This window comes from Thermostilla marina (assembly GCF_054657455.1).
Genome location: NZ_BAAHYR010000001.1, coordinates 1,848,837 through 1,867,136 on the forward strand (window position 1 = coordinate 1,848,837; position 18,300 = coordinate 1,867,136).

At 59.4% G+C, this 18,300-nt stretch carries 15 protein-coding genes; 9 read left to right on the plus strand and 6 right to left on the minus strand.

Going from position 1 to position 18,300, the window contains the following annotated elements; translation table 11 throughout:
- Positions 1-130: 130 nt before the first annotated feature.
- Both ACYQ2I_RS06690 and guaA read right to left on the minus strand, forming a co-directional pair.
- Positions 131-475 (minus strand): exodeoxyribonuclease VII small subunit, encoded by a 345-nt coding sequence (locus ACYQ2I_RS06690; RefSeq protein ID WP_460166232.1) that lies wholly within the window; start codon positions 473-475, stop codon positions 131-133.
- A 28-nt stretch (positions 476-503) separates the two neighbouring features.
- Positions 504-2,054 carry a glutamine-hydrolyzing GMP synthase gene (gene guaA, locus ACYQ2I_RS06695; RefSeq protein ID WP_460166233.1) on the minus strand — a complete coding sequence of 517 codons (1,551 nt, stop codon included), beginning with the start codon at positions 2,052-2,054 and terminating at the stop codon, positions 504-506.
- A 236-nt stretch (positions 2,055-2,290) separates the two neighbouring features.
- On the opposite strand from guaA, the gene surE reads away from it, so the two are divergent.
- The 3 genes from surE (at position 2,291) to ACYQ2I_RS06710 (ending at position 4,769) form a co-directional block, all read left to right on the plus strand.
- Positions 2,291-3,151: a 5'/3'-nucleotidase SurE gene (gene surE / locus ACYQ2I_RS06700; RefSeq protein WP_460166234.1), complete on the plus strand. Its 861-nt coding sequence runs from the start codon at positions 2,291-2,293 to the stop codon at positions 3,149-3,151.
- Positions 3,152-3,255: 104 nt separating this feature from the next.
- On the plus strand, positions 3,256-3,882 hold the full coding sequence (locus ACYQ2I_RS06705; RefSeq protein ID WP_460166235.1) for a hypothetical protein: 627 nt from the start codon (positions 3,256-3,258) through the stop codon (positions 3,880-3,882).
- A 275-nt stretch (positions 3,883-4,157) separates the two neighbouring features.
- Entirely contained in the window at positions 4,158-4,769 is a 612-nt protein-coding gene (locus ACYQ2I_RS06710) for a hypothetical protein (protein WP_460166236.1), read from the plus strand.
- Positions 4,770-4,779: 10 nt separating this feature from the next.
- On the opposite strand, the gene ACYQ2I_RS06715 is transcribed toward ACYQ2I_RS06710, so the two are convergent.
- On the minus strand, positions 4,780-6,012 hold the full coding sequence (locus ACYQ2I_RS06715) for a class I SAM-dependent methyltransferase (RefSeq protein WP_460166237.1): 1,233 nt from the start codon (positions 6,010-6,012) through the stop codon (positions 4,780-4,782).
- Between the two features lie 343 nt (positions 6,013-6,355).
- Between ACYQ2I_RS06715 and ACYQ2I_RS06720 the strand changes: the two genes are divergently transcribed.
- Positions 6,356-7,075: a DUF6690 family protein gene (locus ACYQ2I_RS06720; RefSeq protein ID WP_460166238.1), complete on the plus strand. Its 720-nt coding sequence runs from the start codon at positions 6,356-6,358 to the stop codon at positions 7,073-7,075.
- Between the two features lie 34 nt (positions 7,076-7,109).
- Here ACYQ2I_RS06720 and ACYQ2I_RS06725 read toward each other — a convergent pair whose 3' ends face one another.
- Positions 7,110-8,117 (minus strand): DNA integrity scanning protein DisA nucleotide-binding domain protein, encoded by a 1,008-nt coding sequence (locus ACYQ2I_RS06725; protein WP_460166239.1) that lies wholly within the window; start codon positions 8,115-8,117, stop codon positions 7,110-7,112.
- A 214-nt stretch (positions 8,118-8,331) separates the two neighbouring features.
- A complete protein-coding gene (locus ACYQ2I_RS06730; RefSeq protein ID WP_460166240.1) occupies positions 8,332-9,057 on the minus strand; it encodes a HEAT repeat domain-containing protein in 726 nt (241 codons plus the stop codon).
- Positions 9,058-9,368: 311 nt separating this feature from the next.
- On the opposite strand from ACYQ2I_RS06730, the gene ACYQ2I_RS06735 reads away from it, so the two are divergent.
- The 5 genes from ACYQ2I_RS06735 to ACYQ2I_RS06755 all read left to right on the plus strand — a co-directional run bounded on the left by ACYQ2I_RS06735 (position 9,369) and on the right by ACYQ2I_RS06755 (position 15,843).
- On the plus strand, positions 9,369-9,878 hold the full coding sequence (locus ACYQ2I_RS06735) for a hypothetical protein (RefSeq protein WP_460166241.1): 510 nt from the start codon (positions 9,369-9,371) through the stop codon (positions 9,876-9,878).
- 122 nt (positions 9,879-10,000) lie between these two features.
- Entirely contained in the window at positions 10,001-11,377 is a 1,377-nt protein-coding gene (locus ACYQ2I_RS06740) for an SPFH domain-containing protein (protein ID WP_460166242.1), read from the plus strand.
- A gap of 112 nt (positions 11,378-11,489) precedes the next feature.
- On the plus strand, positions 11,490-13,022 hold the full coding sequence (locus ACYQ2I_RS06745) for an ABC transporter permease (protein ID WP_460166243.1): 1,533 nt from the start codon (positions 11,490-11,492) through the stop codon (positions 13,020-13,022).
- Positions 13,023-13,228: 206 nt separating this feature from the next.
- Positions 13,229-14,284 (plus strand): DUF1570 domain-containing protein, encoded by a 1,056-nt coding sequence (locus ACYQ2I_RS06750; protein ID WP_460166244.1) that lies wholly within the window; start codon positions 13,229-13,231, stop codon positions 14,282-14,284.
- A 236-nt stretch (positions 14,285-14,520) separates the two neighbouring features.
- Complete coding sequence (locus ACYQ2I_RS06755; protein ID WP_460166245.1) at positions 14,521-15,843, plus strand: Gfo/Idh/MocA family protein; 1,323 nt, start codon at positions 14,521-14,523, stop codon at positions 15,841-15,843.
- Between the two features lie 122 nt (positions 15,844-15,965).
- On the opposite strand, the gene ACYQ2I_RS06760 is transcribed toward ACYQ2I_RS06755, so the two are convergent.
- Positions 15,966-17,789: a DnaA ATPase domain-containing protein gene (locus ACYQ2I_RS06760; RefSeq protein WP_460166246.1), complete on the minus strand. Its 1,824-nt coding sequence runs from the start codon at positions 17,787-17,789 to the stop codon at positions 15,966-15,968.
- Between the last annotated feature and the right edge of the window lie 511 nt (positions 17,790-18,300).

Consider the following 18,300-nt stretch of genomic DNA (forward strand, 5'->3'; position numbering starts at 1 on the left):
GCATCGTCCCAAGATCTCAGTGCATCGACTCCATTCTAAACGTCGTGCCGGAACACGTCTATCGAGCGAACAGAGCTCGTGCGTATGCTTGCCCCGTTCCGACGTCGCGAAAAAGTCGTCTTGCCGCCGCTTAAGGGGCGGCGTCTTCCGAGGACGAAGACGCCGATCGGCGATTTGGAGCCCGCCGTCGTTTTCGCGTTCCGGACTCTTCCGTCGAGGGCGTGTCGTCAAACGGCTCGGTAACGGGTTCGCCGTCTTCGTCGGTACCGGTCAAGATGCGAATCTTGGCCTCAACGTCCTTCAATCGCCGGTGGCAACCCCGCAAAAGGGAGACGCCCCGCTCGTATTCGGCCAACGATTCGTCAAGGCCCAACTCGCCCGATTCGAGCCTCGCGACGATTCGCTCCAGTTCGGCCAGCGATTCCTCGAACGTCGGCTGATCGGAAGGCGACTCGGCGTCCTGTTTTCGGCTCATGGCGTTTCTCGACAATTCGCCGCGGCGATCACTCCCATTCGATGGTGGCCGGCGGCTTGGAACTGATGTCGTAGACGACGCGATTGACGCCGCGGACTTCATTGATCACGCGGGTAGCGATTCGGCCCAACAACTCGTAGGGTAAATGCGCCCAATCGGCGGTCATGAAATCTTCGGTTTGGATCGCCCGAACGGCGCAGACGTCTTCATACGTGCGGGCATCGCCCATTACGCCGACACTGCGAATCGGCAGCAACACGGCAAACACCTGCGAGGTCTTGCGATACCAACCGGCTTTCTTGATTTCTTCGATGACGATGGCATCGGCTTCCCGCAGCGTGTCCAATCTGGGTTTGCTCACCGGTCCCAAGCAACGAACGGCCAGACCGGGACCGGGGAAGGGGTGCCGCCATACGATTTCCTCCGGCAGTCCGAGTTGCAACCCGAGGCGGCGCACTTCGTCTTTGAACAGATCGCGCAACGGTTCGATCAGCTCGAATTGGAGGTCGCTCGGCAGGCCGCCCACGTTGTGGTGAAGTTTGATTGTGGCGGCGGGACCGTCCTCGAGGCCTCCGCTTTCGATGACGTCGGGGTACAAGGTTCCCTGGGCCAAAAAACGGGCGTCTTCGATCTTGGCCGCTTCGTCGGCAAAGCAATCGATGAAGGTATGGCCGATGATGCGTCGCTTTTCCTGGGGATCGTCGACCCCTTCGAGGGCGGCCAGAAAGCGATCCTCCGCACGGACGACGTGCAGGTCGATCTTGAAATGTTGTGTGAACTCTCGGATGACCGCCTCGGCTTCGCCCTTTCGCAACAAGCCGTTGTCGACCAAGATGCACGACAGTTGGTCACCGATCGCTTCGGCCAACAGTGCTGCGACGACCGAGGAATCGACGCCGCCGGATAGGCCACAGATCACGCGGGCGCTGCCGACTCGCTTCCGAATCGACTCGATCACCTCGCGTCGGAAGTCTTCGAGTTTCCACAGCCCGCGACATCCACAAACACCCTGAACGAAGTTTTTTAGAATTTGGGAGCCTTGCGGGGTGTGCGTAACTTCAGGGTGGAATTGGAGGCCGAAAAACGGACGTGCTTTGTGTTTGACCGCAGCAAGCGGGCAAGTCTCGGTCGAAGCCAGAACCTCGAAATCGTCGGAGATTTCGGTGACCTGATCGCCGTGGCTCATCCAGACCTGGAATTCGTCGGAGACGCCTTCCAGGAGGGGGCTATCTTGTACCTTTCGACACACGGCGCGACCGTATTCCCGAGCCTGGGCACTGCCAACCTTCCCCCCCTGATAGTGGCAGAGGATCTGCATGCCGTAGCAGATGCCCAAAACAGGAATTCCCAATTGGAAGATCTTGGGATCGCAACGCGGGGCACCGTCGGCATAAACGCTGGCCGGACCGCCGGATAGAATGATGCCTTTGGGGGCCAATTCTCCGATTCGCTCGGCCGAAATGTCGTGCCGGACGATGGCCGCGTAGACATTCTGTTCCCGGACACGACGGGCGATCAGTTGGGCGTATTGCGAACCGAAATCGAGAACGAGTATCTGTTCGTCGTGCGTGTGCGCCATACGTTTTCCCTCGCGAAAACCCGCCATTATAGGGCGGGGCCATACCGCTGTCCATCGGCGCTTCGGCCCCCATGCGAATGTCTCGGACTGCGTGCAGAGGAGCGGCTGTCTTCCTCGGCGAGTCGATCGTAAACGAGCCGGGCCACGGTAATTGTCCTGGTTTCTGGAAGGCGATATAGTGGAGTTGGAATGCCATAACATCTTGAAAAATCAAGAGTTAAGAGGGAACAATCGACGTGCGCATCTTGTTGACGAACGACGACGGTATTTACGCGCCCGGCTTGGCGGCCATGGCAGAAGCGCTGACGCGGCTGGGTGAGGTTCATGTCGTGGCTCCTGCCACCGAGAAGAGTGGTGTCGGCCACTCGATCACCTATTTGATTCCGTTGGTCGTCAAAGAAGTCTTTCGCGGCGACGATCGCTGGGGATGGGCCGTCGAGGGGAGTCCTGCCGACTGCGTCAAGATCGGAATCGCCGAACTGTGTCCGGAACGCCCTGATTTGATCGTCAGCGGCATCAACGGAGGGTTGAACGCGGGCATCAACGTGTTGTACTCGGGGACGGTAGCCGCTGCGATCGAGGGAGCCTTCTTCGGGATCGATAGCGTGGCCGTCTCGCTCCAATTCGATGAACACGCGCCCTTCGAAAAGGCCGCCGGGTTGGCGGCTGAGTTGATCGGCCGGCTTTTCGAGAAAAAAGAACCGCGTCCCCGTCTTTACAACCTGAACATTCCCTTGGCGGCTCTTGAAGGAGTGCCCGAAACAGCCGTCGTTCCCATGGATGTGACCCAGTACGGTGAGAAGTACGAGAAGCGATTCGACCCCTGGGGCCGAGCCTACTATTGGGCGACCGGCGAGCCACGCCCGACGCTGCCCGACCGACCGACCGATTTGACCGCCTTGGCCGAAGGCAAGATCACGATTACGCCCCTTCATTTCGACTTGACGGATCGCCGGGAATTGGAACGTTTGCAAGACAAAACGTTTGAGTTGTCCCCGGTAAAGGTGGAAAATGGGCGTCGGTTCGAAGATCGACTCGTCCTTCGCACGACGCGAAAACAACAGCAAATTGCGCCGGAACTGGAAGACGACAGTTAACGTGGTTCGGACGCGGGCCGTAAGTGGGTAGATCACTTTTTTCACGGCGGTTGGGCCGTTTTTCGACGGCGACAACTGTGGCCGAGCGGAAAAGGAGGGGGACCATGAGCCGGTGTGTGGGATTGAGATTCGTCGCCATTGCAGTGTTGATCGGCGCGGTCGGACTGCTTTACGGATGCAGTGACGGCGGTCGCTACGACAAGGTCGACAACTCACCGAATCCGACCGTGCAGTCGGCGCCTGCGTCGACGGACGAAGCGGTCGCCGCGCAGCAAGCCCCGTCGGCCGAGCAATCCACCGCCGGCGAGGAGGCGACCGACGAAGGACGCTGGAATCAGGGGCGATCCGTGTCGACGACGGTGGGCGGGCTGGATTTGCCTGGAGCCGACCCCGCACCGAGTGCGCCCGCCGAGCAGACGCCTCCGCCCGAGCGACAAGTTGCCGATGTCGGAGTCGGGCAGAAAGGGAGATCGTTGGGCGAAGGTATTTTGATGACGCCGATCAAGGCCTTTTTTACCAGTCGCGAGTTGGTGGCTTACCGGATACAGATTCCCAAGGCAATGCAACTTTTCAAAGCCGAAAACGGCTATGCACCACGATCTCACGAGGAATTCATGCGGGAGATCATTCAGAAAAACCAGATTCCCTTGCCGGAGCTGCCGCCGGGCTGCCGGTATGTCTACGATCCGGAGCGAGAAGAGCTGATGGTCGAACATCCGGGGGCGCAGTGAACATCTCGATCGCGCCATCGCATAGCACATACTACGCCGCGCCGGAGGTGGTCGCCTTCGGCGTTTTTCATTGGATACGGGAAGTGCAGTTCCGGTTTTAGGGTTTGAATCGAATCTAGCGGCCGATTTGAGGAGCGAAACAGCGCAAAAGAGGCTGTTCAGGGGTTTGGGGGAGAGGTTTCGGCAAGGGCTGATTATCATAGAAGCTGTGGAGTCGGAAACCGACTCCCGCGCATTACTCATCTTCCACATGCTTTTTGTGAGTGCGTCGACTCATGACGCTTATCGGCCGCGACAATCGGATCGAGCATCGAGGCCGGGATGATCGCCGGCCGCGTCGGGCGGTAGTGCGAGACGGTTTGACCGTCGTGTGCTTCGTTGCCGCCGTGGTAGCGGCCGTTTGTGTCCGGGCCGATAGTTGGGTTTTTCAGCAAGGCTATTATTCGCACAAGCCGTCCGGGGAGCGTGTGGCCCAATACGCTCCGAAACCACATCCGACGGCACCCTACGATCCCACGTTTCAGCGGTCGGCCTATCGGCATATCCGCAGTAGTTTGCGAGGGGCGGATGGGAGTTTCGACCAATTCCATGTGGTCGAAACATGGGGACGAGGTGAATATCTGCGGCCGTACGGGGAATGGCAGTTTCCCTATCGCGCCGGCGCGACACCTTATGGGCCGTGGGGAAACCCTCTCGGGCCGTGGACGACTCCGTTCGGGGCATGGGTGAATCCGTATGGACTGGGGCGATTACCCTGGGGATGGGGCTATCCGTATCCCCCGATTCCGACACCGTACGGACCCGTTCCGCCAAACGGCGGGGCCAACGGCGGCTCCGGCGGCGGAGGTTCGACGGGAAACGCGGGCTCGTCCGGTGCCACTCCGTAACAGGGGAACGTCATGTGTCGTCGACGCGTCGAGCGAAAAAGACCACGACCGACTTTCCCTTGCGCGTGATCAATAGAACCCCGGCTTCCTGACCCGTGACGCGCAGTTGCTTGCGGAGCTTCTCGATATCGACAGGCACGCCCCAGGTCTTGATTTCCAGCCGTCCGATACGACGCTCCGCCAGCAGAGGCCGGATCTTCTTGGGGCGAAACGGAAGCACGGCCTCGACTTGAAATCGCTGGACCGCCGGATCGGGCGGAATGAGGGGGCCGGTAAGATACGCCGAGAAAGAATCCACGCGCGCCAGCCCAAGCTCAGTAGCCAGGTCGTCGACCAGTCGACCGGCGATGACGGCCGGGTCGGGCGTGTAAAGGTAATCACCCGGCTGCGATGCCGCGATCGGCTCCTCGTAATCGCGCCGAGCGTAGATCGTGCGGGCTACGGCAGGCTCGGGCGTACCGTTGTCGATTAGGATGGTCGCACAACGACTTCCGAGGTGCGTTGCAAGATTGCCGAATCGCACCACCAATTGACGGCATTCTCGCCGGCGGCTGATCCATTCGAGTTCCGCCGCCCGTTCCCATGTTGCCGGAATTTCTGCGGCCGGCGCGAGTTTCAATAAGCCGTCGGGACAACGTTTTCGCACCGAATCAATGACGTCGGGCCCCGGTTCGTGCAGCTCCACACGCGTCGTGCGGCGATTCTTGGGACGCCGATCGGGATCCAAGTGCCAGCAATCGTGTGCGTGCGGGAACGACTCCACCGTACTGCAATGAAACTCGGCATCAAATTTGGGCGATTCGGTCCCCGTAGCTTCGAGACAAGCACGATGATTGGCTTCAGCGAACAAGAGAGACAACGGATCGCGGTCGATTCCAACAGGGATCGCGTGCCGTGCAATCCCGAGCAGGTCGCCTCCGATACCGCAACAGAAGTCGGCCACTCGAGCACGGTTAGAAAACGATCGTGCCTTGTATTCGGCGGTCCACCAATCGGTTGCTTGCTCGAGCCCTATGGGGGTGAAGAACATTCGATCGGCAAACGGGAACTTGAGAGCTGCCTTTCGGCGGAGGCGACATTGCTGCAATACGAGAGCGACCCACTCGGAGGACCAACGTTTGCGAAGGCGGTTCGCCGCGGTATTCAGCGGCAGCTCGCGCAGGAGAGCGTCGGCTTCGGCCAGCGCTTCGCGGCCTCGATCGGAGAGGAGTTCTCGGTAGATGTTCAGATCTGTGTCCGGCATCGCCTTCGGGGACGGGTGGGGCACGCACGCTGCCGTCCGAATTGTGTGTGGTCGGGTAGGGGACATACGCTCCAAAGATGATAATGAAATCATTTTACCGACGTTTGAGAAGAGGCGCCGACAATGCCGGTCGGGCAAGTTACAGAAGAGGTCACCCGCGATTCGTGGCAAGAACTGGCGGTTCCGAAGGAAATCACGTTCGATCGAGCCGAACGGAATGAAACGAGAAAACCTCCCGCGAAGCCGGAAACCAAGATGAACTTCTTTGGAGTCGATCAGAGAGGAAGGGAAAACGTGTCGTTATGGGGAATGAGTATCCCGACAGGCAGGATGGTACGCGCGAATGAGTGAGGAACAAAAGGCGTCTCCGGTGGGGCCGCCCCGTATTTTGGAACGGTCGCTGGTCGTCTTGATCGGTTCGATACTGGCGATGTCGCCGGCGGCCATTTTGTGGGGAGCCGGCCGACTGGTGGAGGTCGTATCGACCATTGCGCACTCGCCGGAGGTGGCGGTTTCTGTGCCTGCCGATAAGCCGATCTCGGAAACGCCTGAACCGAAACCGCCGATGAGTATTGAATCGCCGCCGCCGGTTTCGGAATTGGTCGAAATCGATATGATTCCGCTGGAGTCGGCTTTTCGATTCGACGTGACTCCCGACTGGATCTTGGCGCACTGGCCGCGTGTCTCGGCCGGGTTGGCCGAATTGCGACTCCAGGGCTATCGGGTACCCTTGACGACCGGCACACGGGAAGACGACATCGCCGGATCGTTGACGTACTACTTCACGCCGGAACAGACCGTCCAACGAATCACGTTCCACGGGACGACGGGCAACCCGAATCGCCTGGTCGCGTTCTTGGCTCGAAATTACGGCTTCGTGCATCGGAAAACGAACCACGCCGGGTTATTCCTGTACGTGGTCCCCGAGCCGGGCAACGTGGATGAGGTGCGCAGCTTTCTTTGGATTCGGCCGAAGCAGATTCTACACCAAGCCGATCGGTACCACCGTTTCGACTTGGAACTCGTGATCGAGCGCCCGTCGCGGCCGGGTGCGCGGTATTGAACACATGTACCGCGAGAAAAACGCGGTCCGTGGCTTACGAACCGGGAATCGGTCGGTGATCGAACTCTTTCCACATGACGGTGTTTCGCGATCGCGATTCAATTCGCCAGAGAACTTCGCCGTCTTTGAAGATTCGAACTGTGCCGTCCGACTGGCTGACGGTGACGGCGACTGCATCGGGGACGGTTCGGGTAATCGCCGCCGCAGCCCAATGCCGTGATCCGAGACCTTTCGACAGAGTAATGTCGGTGGCCGGACAGTTGATGTAACGACATGCCGCTTCGACGATGCCTTTGGGCGAGATGATGAACGCGCCGTCCATCATCGCGATCTCTTTGAGGCCTTCGCGAACTTTTCGTTCGGCAATGTTGCGTTCCGCGCGATTGTAGCCGCGAACGGGATCGAAGCCCAACGGCGAGGTGTAGGGCAAAATCTTGCGAGGGTTGCCCAGCACGAACATCGTGCCGATCGGATGGCCTTCACGTCCGTCGCGCCCGATCTCGACCGCCAAGTCCAGCACGTGACGAAGAACTTGCGACGGAATGTTGGTGATTACCCGGCGAAATTCGCGGGCGTTGACGTTTTGCATATGGTCTTTCGGGATGATGATACTGAGCGTGTCGATCTTATTGGGTTCGAACGCACTGTAGACGGCGACGACGCATCCGGCATTGCTGATCATTTCATTGGCGACCGCTTCCATGATCGCTTGGGACAGCCGGTCATACGTGGCGTACTCGGGCATATCGAGCGCGATTGTCTCGAAATCCGCATCGGCGGCACCTTCAAGCTGCTCCTCGGTGTCGGTTGCCACGATGATGCGTTGCTTGCCGGCCAAATCTCGCAGTCGTGCCCATTTGGCCGTCCCCGAAAGCAACAACAGGACGGCCTCGGCTTCGACGACTTCCGCGATATGAATGGCTTGTCGCAAGAGTAACGAGAAACGCTCTGAAAGAACCAGCGAGTTTTTGGGGGCAGCGTCGTGAGGCGCTTTCGTTTCCGATGCGTCGAGCCGGTTGATGGTCGGTTCAACGGGGGCCATGCCGTCGTGTCTCCACCGAAAGGGGCAGGGTGGTTAGCCCTGTGGAGGTAGTTTCGGCTCGCGGCGAATGTCCGGATCGCCGCTTTTGCTGAGAATGCAACCCTATGGTACGCTCTTTGCAATATCCCTGCAACCTCAAAAACCCCAAGTAGTTGGGGAGAATTGGTGCCGGGGCAACCCACCGTTTGAGGCGAAGGGGAGCGAAAGGTCCAGCTTAGCGAGACGGCTCCACTGGACGGGTGGCAATCATCTGACCTGAATTAGGGGTTCCAGACCGGTTTTCCAGGTAAGCCAGCCATTGGCGGGCATCGTAGCCGAAGTTTTCGCCGGTAACTTGGCGAAGGGACTTCATCGCAAGGTATTGGGTGGCCGGATCGCGCGTTTTCAGTTGCGAACCGAGTGCTTGTAAAGCCGCAGGATCATTTCGTTTGCCCAGTGCGGCAATGGCCGTGTGTCGCACATCACTGTCGGGATCGTTTTCGGCCAGTTGCACCAACAACGGTGTCGCTTCGGGGATGGGCAGGTCTTTCAGGGCCTCGGCGGCGGCCATGCGCACCCGGGGATCAGGGTCCCGGGCGGCCGTTCGAAGGACTTGCACGGTGTCGGGACCGACGAGTTTCGCGGCCAACTTTGTCAGGTCTTGGCGAATCGAGGGATCGTCGCTTTCTTGAAAGAACCGGGCGATTTCGGCCGCGATGCGCCGTTTTTCCGCCTCGTCAGGCTTCGATGCGACAGCTTTTTCCAGGCGTTCGACGCGTGCCGCGGGATGCTCGAAGTCGGGCGGCAAAAACTGGCGTTCGCTCTCATCTACGTAGGGCCGATACTTCGCAATTAGCCCGCACCCCGAGGCCGCGAGAACGAGGGCGCATCCGGCGAAGGTCCACACGACGCGCCAAAAAGCCGAGGGAATTCGGTGAATCGAGATGCCCGCAAATCGCATGAGGTCGGGTACTCCATGGCAGTGCCGATGGAAATGCAAAGCTGACAAACGGCTGAGAACTTATAGCCAAAGCGGGGCAGGACTCCAAGACGAGTTCGGCGGCCGGCCGGCACACTGTCCGAGGAAAACCGAGATGTGCCCGTATTTAGGGGTTCATTGACACCCCTCTATTCGGTAAGATGCCCCCGGATAAGGGCCCAATGCATGGCGTTTTTCGTCGAATTACTTTGGGTAGACCGGCGGTCGGGAGCGTGTGTCGACCGTCGCGACGGAATGAGGTTGTGATTTTCTTTCTGCACGAGGTGTCATCGATGCCGGAACCGATCGAACATACCAAGCATCGCAATTGGATTGAAACGATCCTACGGTACATTCCCGGCTTTCGGGGCTACCTCGAAAAGGAATATCGCCGTGACAGCGACGAGCTTCAAAGGCAATGGTTGGCCGATCGACTGCAACGATCGAAGCGGGCGATGGACAACGTAGGGGGGCTCTTGGCTGAAGCGGGACTCATCGACGTGTTGCCTCGCATCGATCGCATTCGCTCACAAGTCGACCACTTGATTGCCCGCATTCGCGGTGCCATGCAGGGCTACAGCGGATTTTTCGACTTGGTGCGGGTCGATGAGGCACTCTTGGACAAGCTCTATGATTTCGACGTTCGATTGATCGGCGTGGTGGACGATTTGGCCGGAACGATCGAGACGTTGGCCGATCGGCAAGAGGGTGTCGAATCGGTATTGCCGCAAATCGAACAAAAGATCGAAAACCTGCAAGATCTCTGGGATGAACGGGACGACCTCTTGCAGGGGTTGGGCTGAAACTACACGATGATGGCCAATGGGATGGTCCCACAGTCGGTGAATGTGTTTGCGGCGTTCACGGTTCGGGGCGACCACCCGGCGGCTGCCAATTCAAGCGACGACCGAAGAGGTGAGTGAAGATGGGAATCCGACTTGAGGTCATTCAATACTTCGACGAAACGAACCGGACGTTGGTCCATCGGGTGCCGCAGCAAGGTTCTGCCGACATCAAGTTGGGCGCCCAACTAATCGTCCAAGAGAATCAGGAAGCCGTCTTCTTCCGCGACGGGAAAGCGCTGGATAAATTCGGCCCTGGCCGATACACGCTTACCACGCAAAACTTGCCGATCATCACGCGGCTGTTGACGATCCCGTGGGAAAAGTCACCGTTTCAGTGTTCGGTTTACTTCTTCGGAAAACAGGTATTCCTCGATCAAAAGTGGGGAACGCGTCAGCCGATCGTGTTTCGCGATCCCGAGTTCGGGATGGTGCGATTGCGAAGTTTCGGGAAGTACGCGTTCCGCATCGTCGACTCGACCGTATTATTGAACACCTTGGTGGGAACCCAAGGGAAATACACGACCGAAGAGGTGACCTCCTTCCTGAAGGACTTGATCGTCGCCCGCATGACCGACCTGTTGGGAACGGTCAAGATGAGCATCTTGGACTTGCCGGCGCGGTATGACGAGATCGCCTCGGGAACGCGGGCCAAGGTGGCTGCCGAATTCGCAAAATACGGCCTCGAACTGGTCGATTTCTTCGTAAATGCGATCACACCGCCGGAAGAGGTGCAAAAGGCGATCGATGCCCGCAGCAGCATGGGGGCTGTGGGCGATTTGAACGCCTACCTCAAATTCCAGACTGCCCAGAGTATGACCAAGCTGGCCGAGCAAAAAGGCGAAGCTGGAGGACCGATGGCGATGGGGTTTGGGGCCGGGTTCGGCATGATGATGCCCCAGATGATCAACCAAGCCATGCAACAACCGGGAGCCGGGGGGACGTCTCCGCAACCTGGGGCCGGACCGGCGCCGGCCGTCGGGGCTGCCGCGGCGGGAGCTGCGGCTGCCGGGACGGGTGGGCTCGATTTCGCCGAGCTCGCCGAAGTCGAGGTGGATCCCAAGGCGGTGGTTCGCGGAGCGATCGAGTCGGCCGGCTACCAGATGGTCGAGTCGGGGGACGCCCTGCAAGTCACCGTTCCCATCGGGCAGTTGCGAAAGCAAGTCGTCCACGTGGAATTCGTGGAAGGCAAGGGGGACGACGAAGAGCGAGCCGTGCGGTTTTGGTCTATTTGCGGTCCGTCTTCTCCCAAGAATGCCATCGCCCTGTTGCGCTACAATGCGAAACTGGTGTACGGCGCGTTCGGGTTGCGATCGATCAGCGGCCAAGAGATGGTTGTTCTCCAGGCGAGCCTGCCCGCGGCAACCATCAATGCCCTCGATGTCGCCCGCATCATTCCGGCGATCGCGTGGCAAGCCGATCGAGTCGAACAAAAATTGACCGGCGGTGATGCCTTCTAAGTTCGGAGAACGCGGGCAACGCGAAAACCGTTCGGCGCCCATGCTTGCCGAAAGGCATTCGTCACGGCTTGACGCACGCCGAAAGATAACGACGGTTTTCGGACGACGCGGGTTGACGCTTGTCACGGCGATCGTCGTGATCGCGTGGGCCTGGTTTGCCGCCGGAGATCAACGCCTGTTATTGCGCAACACGCTGCTGGTTGCGGGGACATCGTCGTTCTTGGCGATGTTCTTCGCTGTGCCTTTGGGTGCGATGATCGCCCGCTTGCCCGATCGCGATCGTCTGACCGCGATGTGGATTTTCTTGGCTGCCGTTCCGGCCTATTGGCAAGGGATCGCGTGGGAGTCGGCGCTTTTCGGCGAACACGGCGTGCTGGCGACCGTCGCGATCTCCGGCGGTGCGGCACGGCACGGGATTTTCGCGGTAATCGGCATCCAAGCGGTTGCCTGGTTGCCTTGGGGCGTTCTGTTTGGGCGCTTTGCGGCCTCGTGGGCAGACAAGTCGCTCGAAGAAACCACGCTGTTGGCCGGCGGACGCGCGCGGGCGTTTCGATTCGTGGTGCTTCCACATCTAAGCGTCTGGGCCATGTGCGGCTGGGCGTGGAGTTTCTTGGCCGCGGCGGGTGAAATGACCTTGCCGGCCCGATTTGCCGTCCGCACATGGGCTGAGGACATCTATTCACGATTCGCCATGGGAACGCCGCTTTCGGAAGCGTTGACGGCGTCGTTCCCTGCCATGGGCGTCGTGGTGGGCTTCGCGGTCGTCATGGCGACATCGGCGGAATGGAAAACACTGCGGGAAGACGTTTCGCGGCCGTTGGTCAGGGTCGAGAACGACGGACGGCCTTCGCGGCTTGCGTGGCTCGCGTGGTCGGCGACGCTTGTCGTCTTGTGTGTACCGTTGGCGGGATTGACGTATCGTGCGGGGCTTTTCTTTGAGGAGCACGCAGGTACTTGGCAGGCACATTGGCGGGCCGCGTCGATTTTGCCCCGCGTGGTAGCGACCAACTGGGAATTGCGTCATGCATGGATGTGGTCATTGGCGATCGCCGGTTGTGCGGCAATGGTATCGGTACTGTTGGCGGCCGCGACCTTGTGGTGCTTTCGTTACCGGGACGGCGTTCGCACGACGTTACTTTTTGCGGGCATTGTGATCTATGCGCTGCCGGCACCGTGGCTTGCCGTAGGATGGATCGAGCTGTTCAGCCGGGCGCCTTGGCCGCCGATCTCGTGGTTGTACGATCATACGATCTTTGCACCTGTCTTGGGATGTGTGTCGCGTGTTGCCCCGATCGTAGCGATTTTGTGGGAGGCCGCATGGAGGACGTTTCCTCGCGAGCAACTACGTTTGGCCGCACTCCACGGGGCAGGGGCGTGGGATGTGTTCGCAGCCTATTCCGCGGCACGCCGCGGTCCGATCGTAGCGATTTTCCTGACCGCATTTCTCTTGAGCATGACAGAGTTGCCGATCACGTTGATGCTGCTTCCTCCGGGAATCACCACGGTTCCCGTCGAAGTTGCCGGATTGTGGCATGCGGGTATCGAAGAACGTGTCGCCGCCGTGTGTCTCGGTCAGGGATTCGTCCTTGCGGGAGGCTTTTGGGCGGTCTGGCGCTGGTGGCGATCGCGCACGGTGACTGTGTGAACAGCCGATTTCGATACAGCAAGAAGAAATCAGGAAAGCACCGCATTGGGGCACGCTATAATCGAGAAAGAGCGGAGATCCTGGCGAACCGTCTCTTCTGTTCCGGGGAAACGATCGTTGTGAACCGATTCCATAAACGTCTTGTTGGTTTGGTTGTCGTGCTCGGCCTCCATTGGGTTTCGGTCGATTGCCGACGTGCGGCAGCCATGGATTCGTTTCGTCTGCGGACCGAGACGGGCGAGATCGAGGTTGCCGGTCGAGTCATCGCAACAGGGCAGGACGGCAGTCGGATGCTCTTGGGGCGAGACGGCCGGCTGTGGACGATCATGCCCGGCGACGTCCTCGCACACGACGAGGATCTTCGCCCCTTCGAAGGTGTTTCGAAGGACGAGATGGCCCGAATTTTGCTCGCCGAATTGCCCCAAGGGTTCCAGGTTGTCCAGACGGCTCATTATGTGATCGCGTACGAGACGTCGCGGGACTACGCACTCTGGTGCGGTGGCCTGTTCGAGCGGCTGTTCACGGCGTTCAACAACTATTTCTCGCGTCGCGGCTTCGAGCTTCGCGAGCCGATCGTTCCTTTGGCGGCGATCGTGTACGGATCGCGGGAATCGTTTATTCGCAACAATCGTGACGAAGTCGGCGACGGTGTCACCGGTATTCTCGGGTTCTACAACCTGGAAACGAACCGTATGAAGTTGTTCGACCTGAGCGGGGGCGCCGCTCGTGGAAATGCCGCACAGATCAACCGCTACTTGAATCGTCCCGAGATGCTGGCCAACTTGGCCACCGTGATTCACGAGGCGACACACCAAATTGCGTACAACAGCGGGTTGAACTGTCGGTGGACGGATACTCCGCTGTGGTTGAGCGAAGGAATTGCCGTTTATTTCGAGACTCCCGATGTACGCAGCACGCGGGGATGGAGCACTTCGGATGTGATCAATCGCCCGCGGTACGAACAGATGCGACAATATTTGCCGCGACGTCCGGCCGTTTCCCTGCGAACGCTGATTGCCGACGACGCACGCTTTCGTGATGTCGATCAAGCCGCCGACGCGTATGCCGAAACATGGGCATTGACGTACTTCTTGCTGCATCGCAAGCCGAAAGAGTATGTGGCCTATCTCCGGCGATTGCAGGAGAAAAAGCCGCTGATTTGGGACGATGCCGACACGCGCATTGCCGACTTCGAAGCTTGTTTCGGCGATCTGCAACAGCTCGACAAAGAGTTTCTTCGCTATTTCTCGCAACTGCGCTAGAGGCTTGCGACGTTTCGCGCCTTCGGGATTCATGCGAGATGTGTTCTCGCGAGGGCAACGTGACGGGAGAGGTGCGGGGCTCGTCCGAAAAAGTTGCACGGCGCGTGCGGCTTGACTAGGATGCACACGTGGCGTGCGACGCTCCCATTGCGTCCTGCCGGTTGGAAGGATTTTCCCCCGATTCTTGCGCAGGATACCGTTGGGTATCTGTGACCGTTCGACGAGGAGTGTATTTCATGGCCGACAGCAAAGTGCACCAAACGCGTGGAACGACGTCCAGGCGTCGATTTTTGCAGACTTCGGGCTTGATTGCCGGGGCTGCCGCGGGGTTGAGTATCGCCCGTAGCGCTCACGCCGCCGGTAGTGAGGGATTCCTCAATTTGGCGTTGATCGGTTGCGGCGGCCGGGGGACGGGTGCCGTGGCGAACGCTTTCGAAGCCGATCCGAGAACTCGCCTGGTTGCAATGGCCGACGCCTTCGAGGATCGGTTGCAGACGAGTTTGGCCAACCTGAAAAAGCGGGCACCGGATCGCGTGTTGGTCGACGAAAGCACGTCGTTTGTCGGTTTCGATGCGTATCAAAAGGCAATCGATGCCGATGTGGACGTCGTTCTCCTGGCCACGCCGCCTCATTTTCGACCGATTCATCTCAAGGCCGCGATCGAAGCGGGAAAACACGTTTTTTGCGAAAAGCCGGTTGCCGTCGATGCTCCGGGTGTTCGTTCGGTGCTGCAAACTTCGGAATTGGCGGCACAAAAAGGATTGAGTCTCGTTTCGGGGTTGTGCTGGCGCTATCACACCGCCACGCGGGAAACGATCCAGAGGATTCGCGACGGGGCAATCGGCGACGTCGTTACGATCCAAGAGACGTACAACACGGGGATGATCGGCGGACGCACCCGCGATCCCTCGATTACCGAGATGGAATACCAGATGCGAAACTGGTACTGCTTTACGTGGCTTTCGGGAGATCACAACGTCGAACAGCATGTGCACAGCCTGGATAAGGCTCTGTGGGTGATGGGCGACGAACCGCCCGCCTATGCCTGGGGGTTGGGTGGGCGACAAGTACGCACCGAGCAGCCGCGCTACGGGCAAATCTACGATCATCACGCCGTATGTTACGAATACGAAAACGGCGTGCGGGTGTATTCCTTCTGCCGGCAAATGGCCGGTTGTTGGAACGATACGACCGACAAGGTGTTCGGAACCAAGGGTACCGGCTACGTGCTCAACAAGTTCGCCATCGAAGGTGAAACGTCCTGGAAGTTCGACGGTTCCAGCAAGAACATGTACGTCGCCGAACACGAGGCTTTGTACAAGTCGATTCGTGAGAACGCCCCGATCAACAACGGCAAATACATGGCCTACAGCACGATGATGGCAATCCTGGGGCGAATGACAACCTACACCGGACAGCGGATCAGTTGGGAGCAAGCCATCCAATCGGAAGAGCTATTGGCGCCCAAGGAATACGATTGGGAAGCCGATCCGCCTGTCTTGCCCGATGCCGACGGACATTATCCCGTGGCGACCCCCGGCGTCACCAAGTTCGCATAACGCAGGATGCCGGTGCGTGTTCGAAGAAATGACGCGTCGGTCGAGACGGCCTCGTTTCGGCCGACGCTCTTTATTGCGCATGGGCGAAAGAGCGGTTTGTGCGCGAAGCCGGAACACGCCCTTCAGCCGACGCGCAAACGACGTTCCACCTGGCCCAGCAACGATCGCACATCGCAACGCCGCTTGGCGATTTGCACCTCGGCCTGTTCTTCGAGCCAGCCCTCGACACGTTTCTGCGCCGAGATGACCGTACTGTGGCTTCGCTGGCCGAAGTAGCGGCCGATTTCGCTCAACGGGGCCTGTGTATAGCGACGGGCAAGGTACATCGCCAACATGCGTGGATAACTGACGGCGCGGTCGCGTCGCCGCGATTGCAGTTCACCTTCTTCCAGACCGAACGTGTCGCGAACGGCCTGCTCGATCTCGGCCAATTGCACACGGGGTTGGGCCTCGGCGAGCAAATCGCCCAACACTTGGTGGGCGAGTTGAAGATCGATCGGGCGATTGAATGCGCGGGCGGCCGTTTGTAGCCGGCACAACACGCCGGAAAGTTGTCTCGCGTGACGGGAGAATCGGCGGGCGATCCACTGGGCGGTTTCTTCCGGTATTTCCAGGCCAAGTTGTGCCGCAAAACGGTCGATGATTCCCCGTCGCGTGGCGAAATCGGGCGGATCGATCCGACATACCATCCCGCTTTGCAGACGACTGACCAGCTCCGGCCCCAAGTCGCGAAGTTCCGACGGTGCACGATCGGCTGCCAGGATGATCTGTCGACCTTCCCGCAGCAGCGTGTCGATCGTGTACGTCAATTCGATCTGCGTTTGCCGCTTGCCGCGGAAGAAGTGCAAATCGTCCAAGATCAATAGGTGAACCCCGCGGAACTTCCTCCGAAAACTCGGAATCCCGCTGCCCCGCAAAGCCTCGATGAATGCGCTGGTGAACTGTTCGGCCGATTGATACAGGATGGGACAATGTCGATGTCGGCGTCGAACCTCGCGATAGACGCCTTCGAGTAGATGCGTCTTGCCGACGCCGGTCGGTCCGTACAGCAAGATCGGCGAAATTTGGCCCGGACGCCGTAAGGCCGATTCGATGGCGGCGTAGGCCAACCGATTGGACGGGCCCACGACGAATTCTTCGAGAACATTCCACGTGCGTCTACGGGGGGCCGAATCGGTTGCCGCGGAGGAACGCGAGGTGCCGTTGGATTCGGATATCGCATCACGCAACGCCGAACGCCGGTCGGCAGAGGTCGCCTTTTGGTCGGAGTGAGAAGGGCCTTCCGCGGCAGCGATCGGTATCGATTCGACGGCGGCTGTGACATCGAACAAAGTCGGACCGCCCCGTCTTGTCGTGTTTTGGGACCGTCGGACGCGATTCGTGGCGCGCGTCGCAGTTCTTCGGCCTTGTTGCGTGGTTGTTGTGGCAGCGACTCTACGCGGAGACGTCGAGTCGGCCGCGCCGTCGTTGCCGGCGCTAGCGGCAATCGATACCTTGCGATTCTTGTTCGATCGCGAATTGGTAACATCCTTCGGCGTGTTTGCGGCCCGAGCCGTCACTTTTTGCGACTGCCGAACGGCTGCGCATGCAGTTGAACCGGGCGTGGTCGTCTGCGCAACGTCGTTCGACTCGCCGGAGGAGCGATCGGCAACCACTTCGAATCGAACGGGCGGAACGGTGCCCAGCACGCATCGGCAGGCTTCGTGGATCACACGTCCGAAGCGAGACCGAATCCACTCCATGAAAAAACGGTTCGGCGAGGCGACGACGAGGGCGTCGCCGTGCCACGAGAAATGAGCGCGCGATCCGAACCAGAGTGCGAATCGTTCTGCTCCGACCCTGTCGGCGATGATTCCGAGCACCGCCGACACGATGTCCATATCGTCCTTGGCCACGTCCTGATTGCTCCCGGCGCGCGCACCCTTCCCGCAGTTCGAACCGAGCATCCATGACGAATCACTCGCCAGTCCACGCGGCGATGCGCGGAAAGAAAAGGCGCGCAATGATCAACGGCCGAAGCCGTGTCATCAGAATTGTGTGTCACCCGATGAGCGTTGATTGTATCGGTGCTTGCAGTGCTGTCAAATGCCCGAGCCGGGTTCGCCGTGCGATTTCTTTGTGTGGCGCAGAAGCAGAACCGTTACCTTCGATACGCCAACGACTTTACGCGACGTCTCTTCGCCGGATTTTCCTCAAGTCGACGACCGTGCAATGGGGAAAGCGTGTCGAAACCCTTTCGGCTCGCGTGCGGGAAGACGCTCGTTGCGATCGTAACTCGTTGTCAAATCGATGGTTGGGAAACCTGCCCGAAGTTCACGATGGAGCATGCGCCGGCGGGGAGGTGGACCTTTGCCACGGAAGAACGTAATGTAGCGGTGTACGCTCGTCGAGCCCATGATGTTGTGGTCGATGCGCGGGGGCCACGTCGTCTGACAGCAAACTGGAAAGTGCAGGACG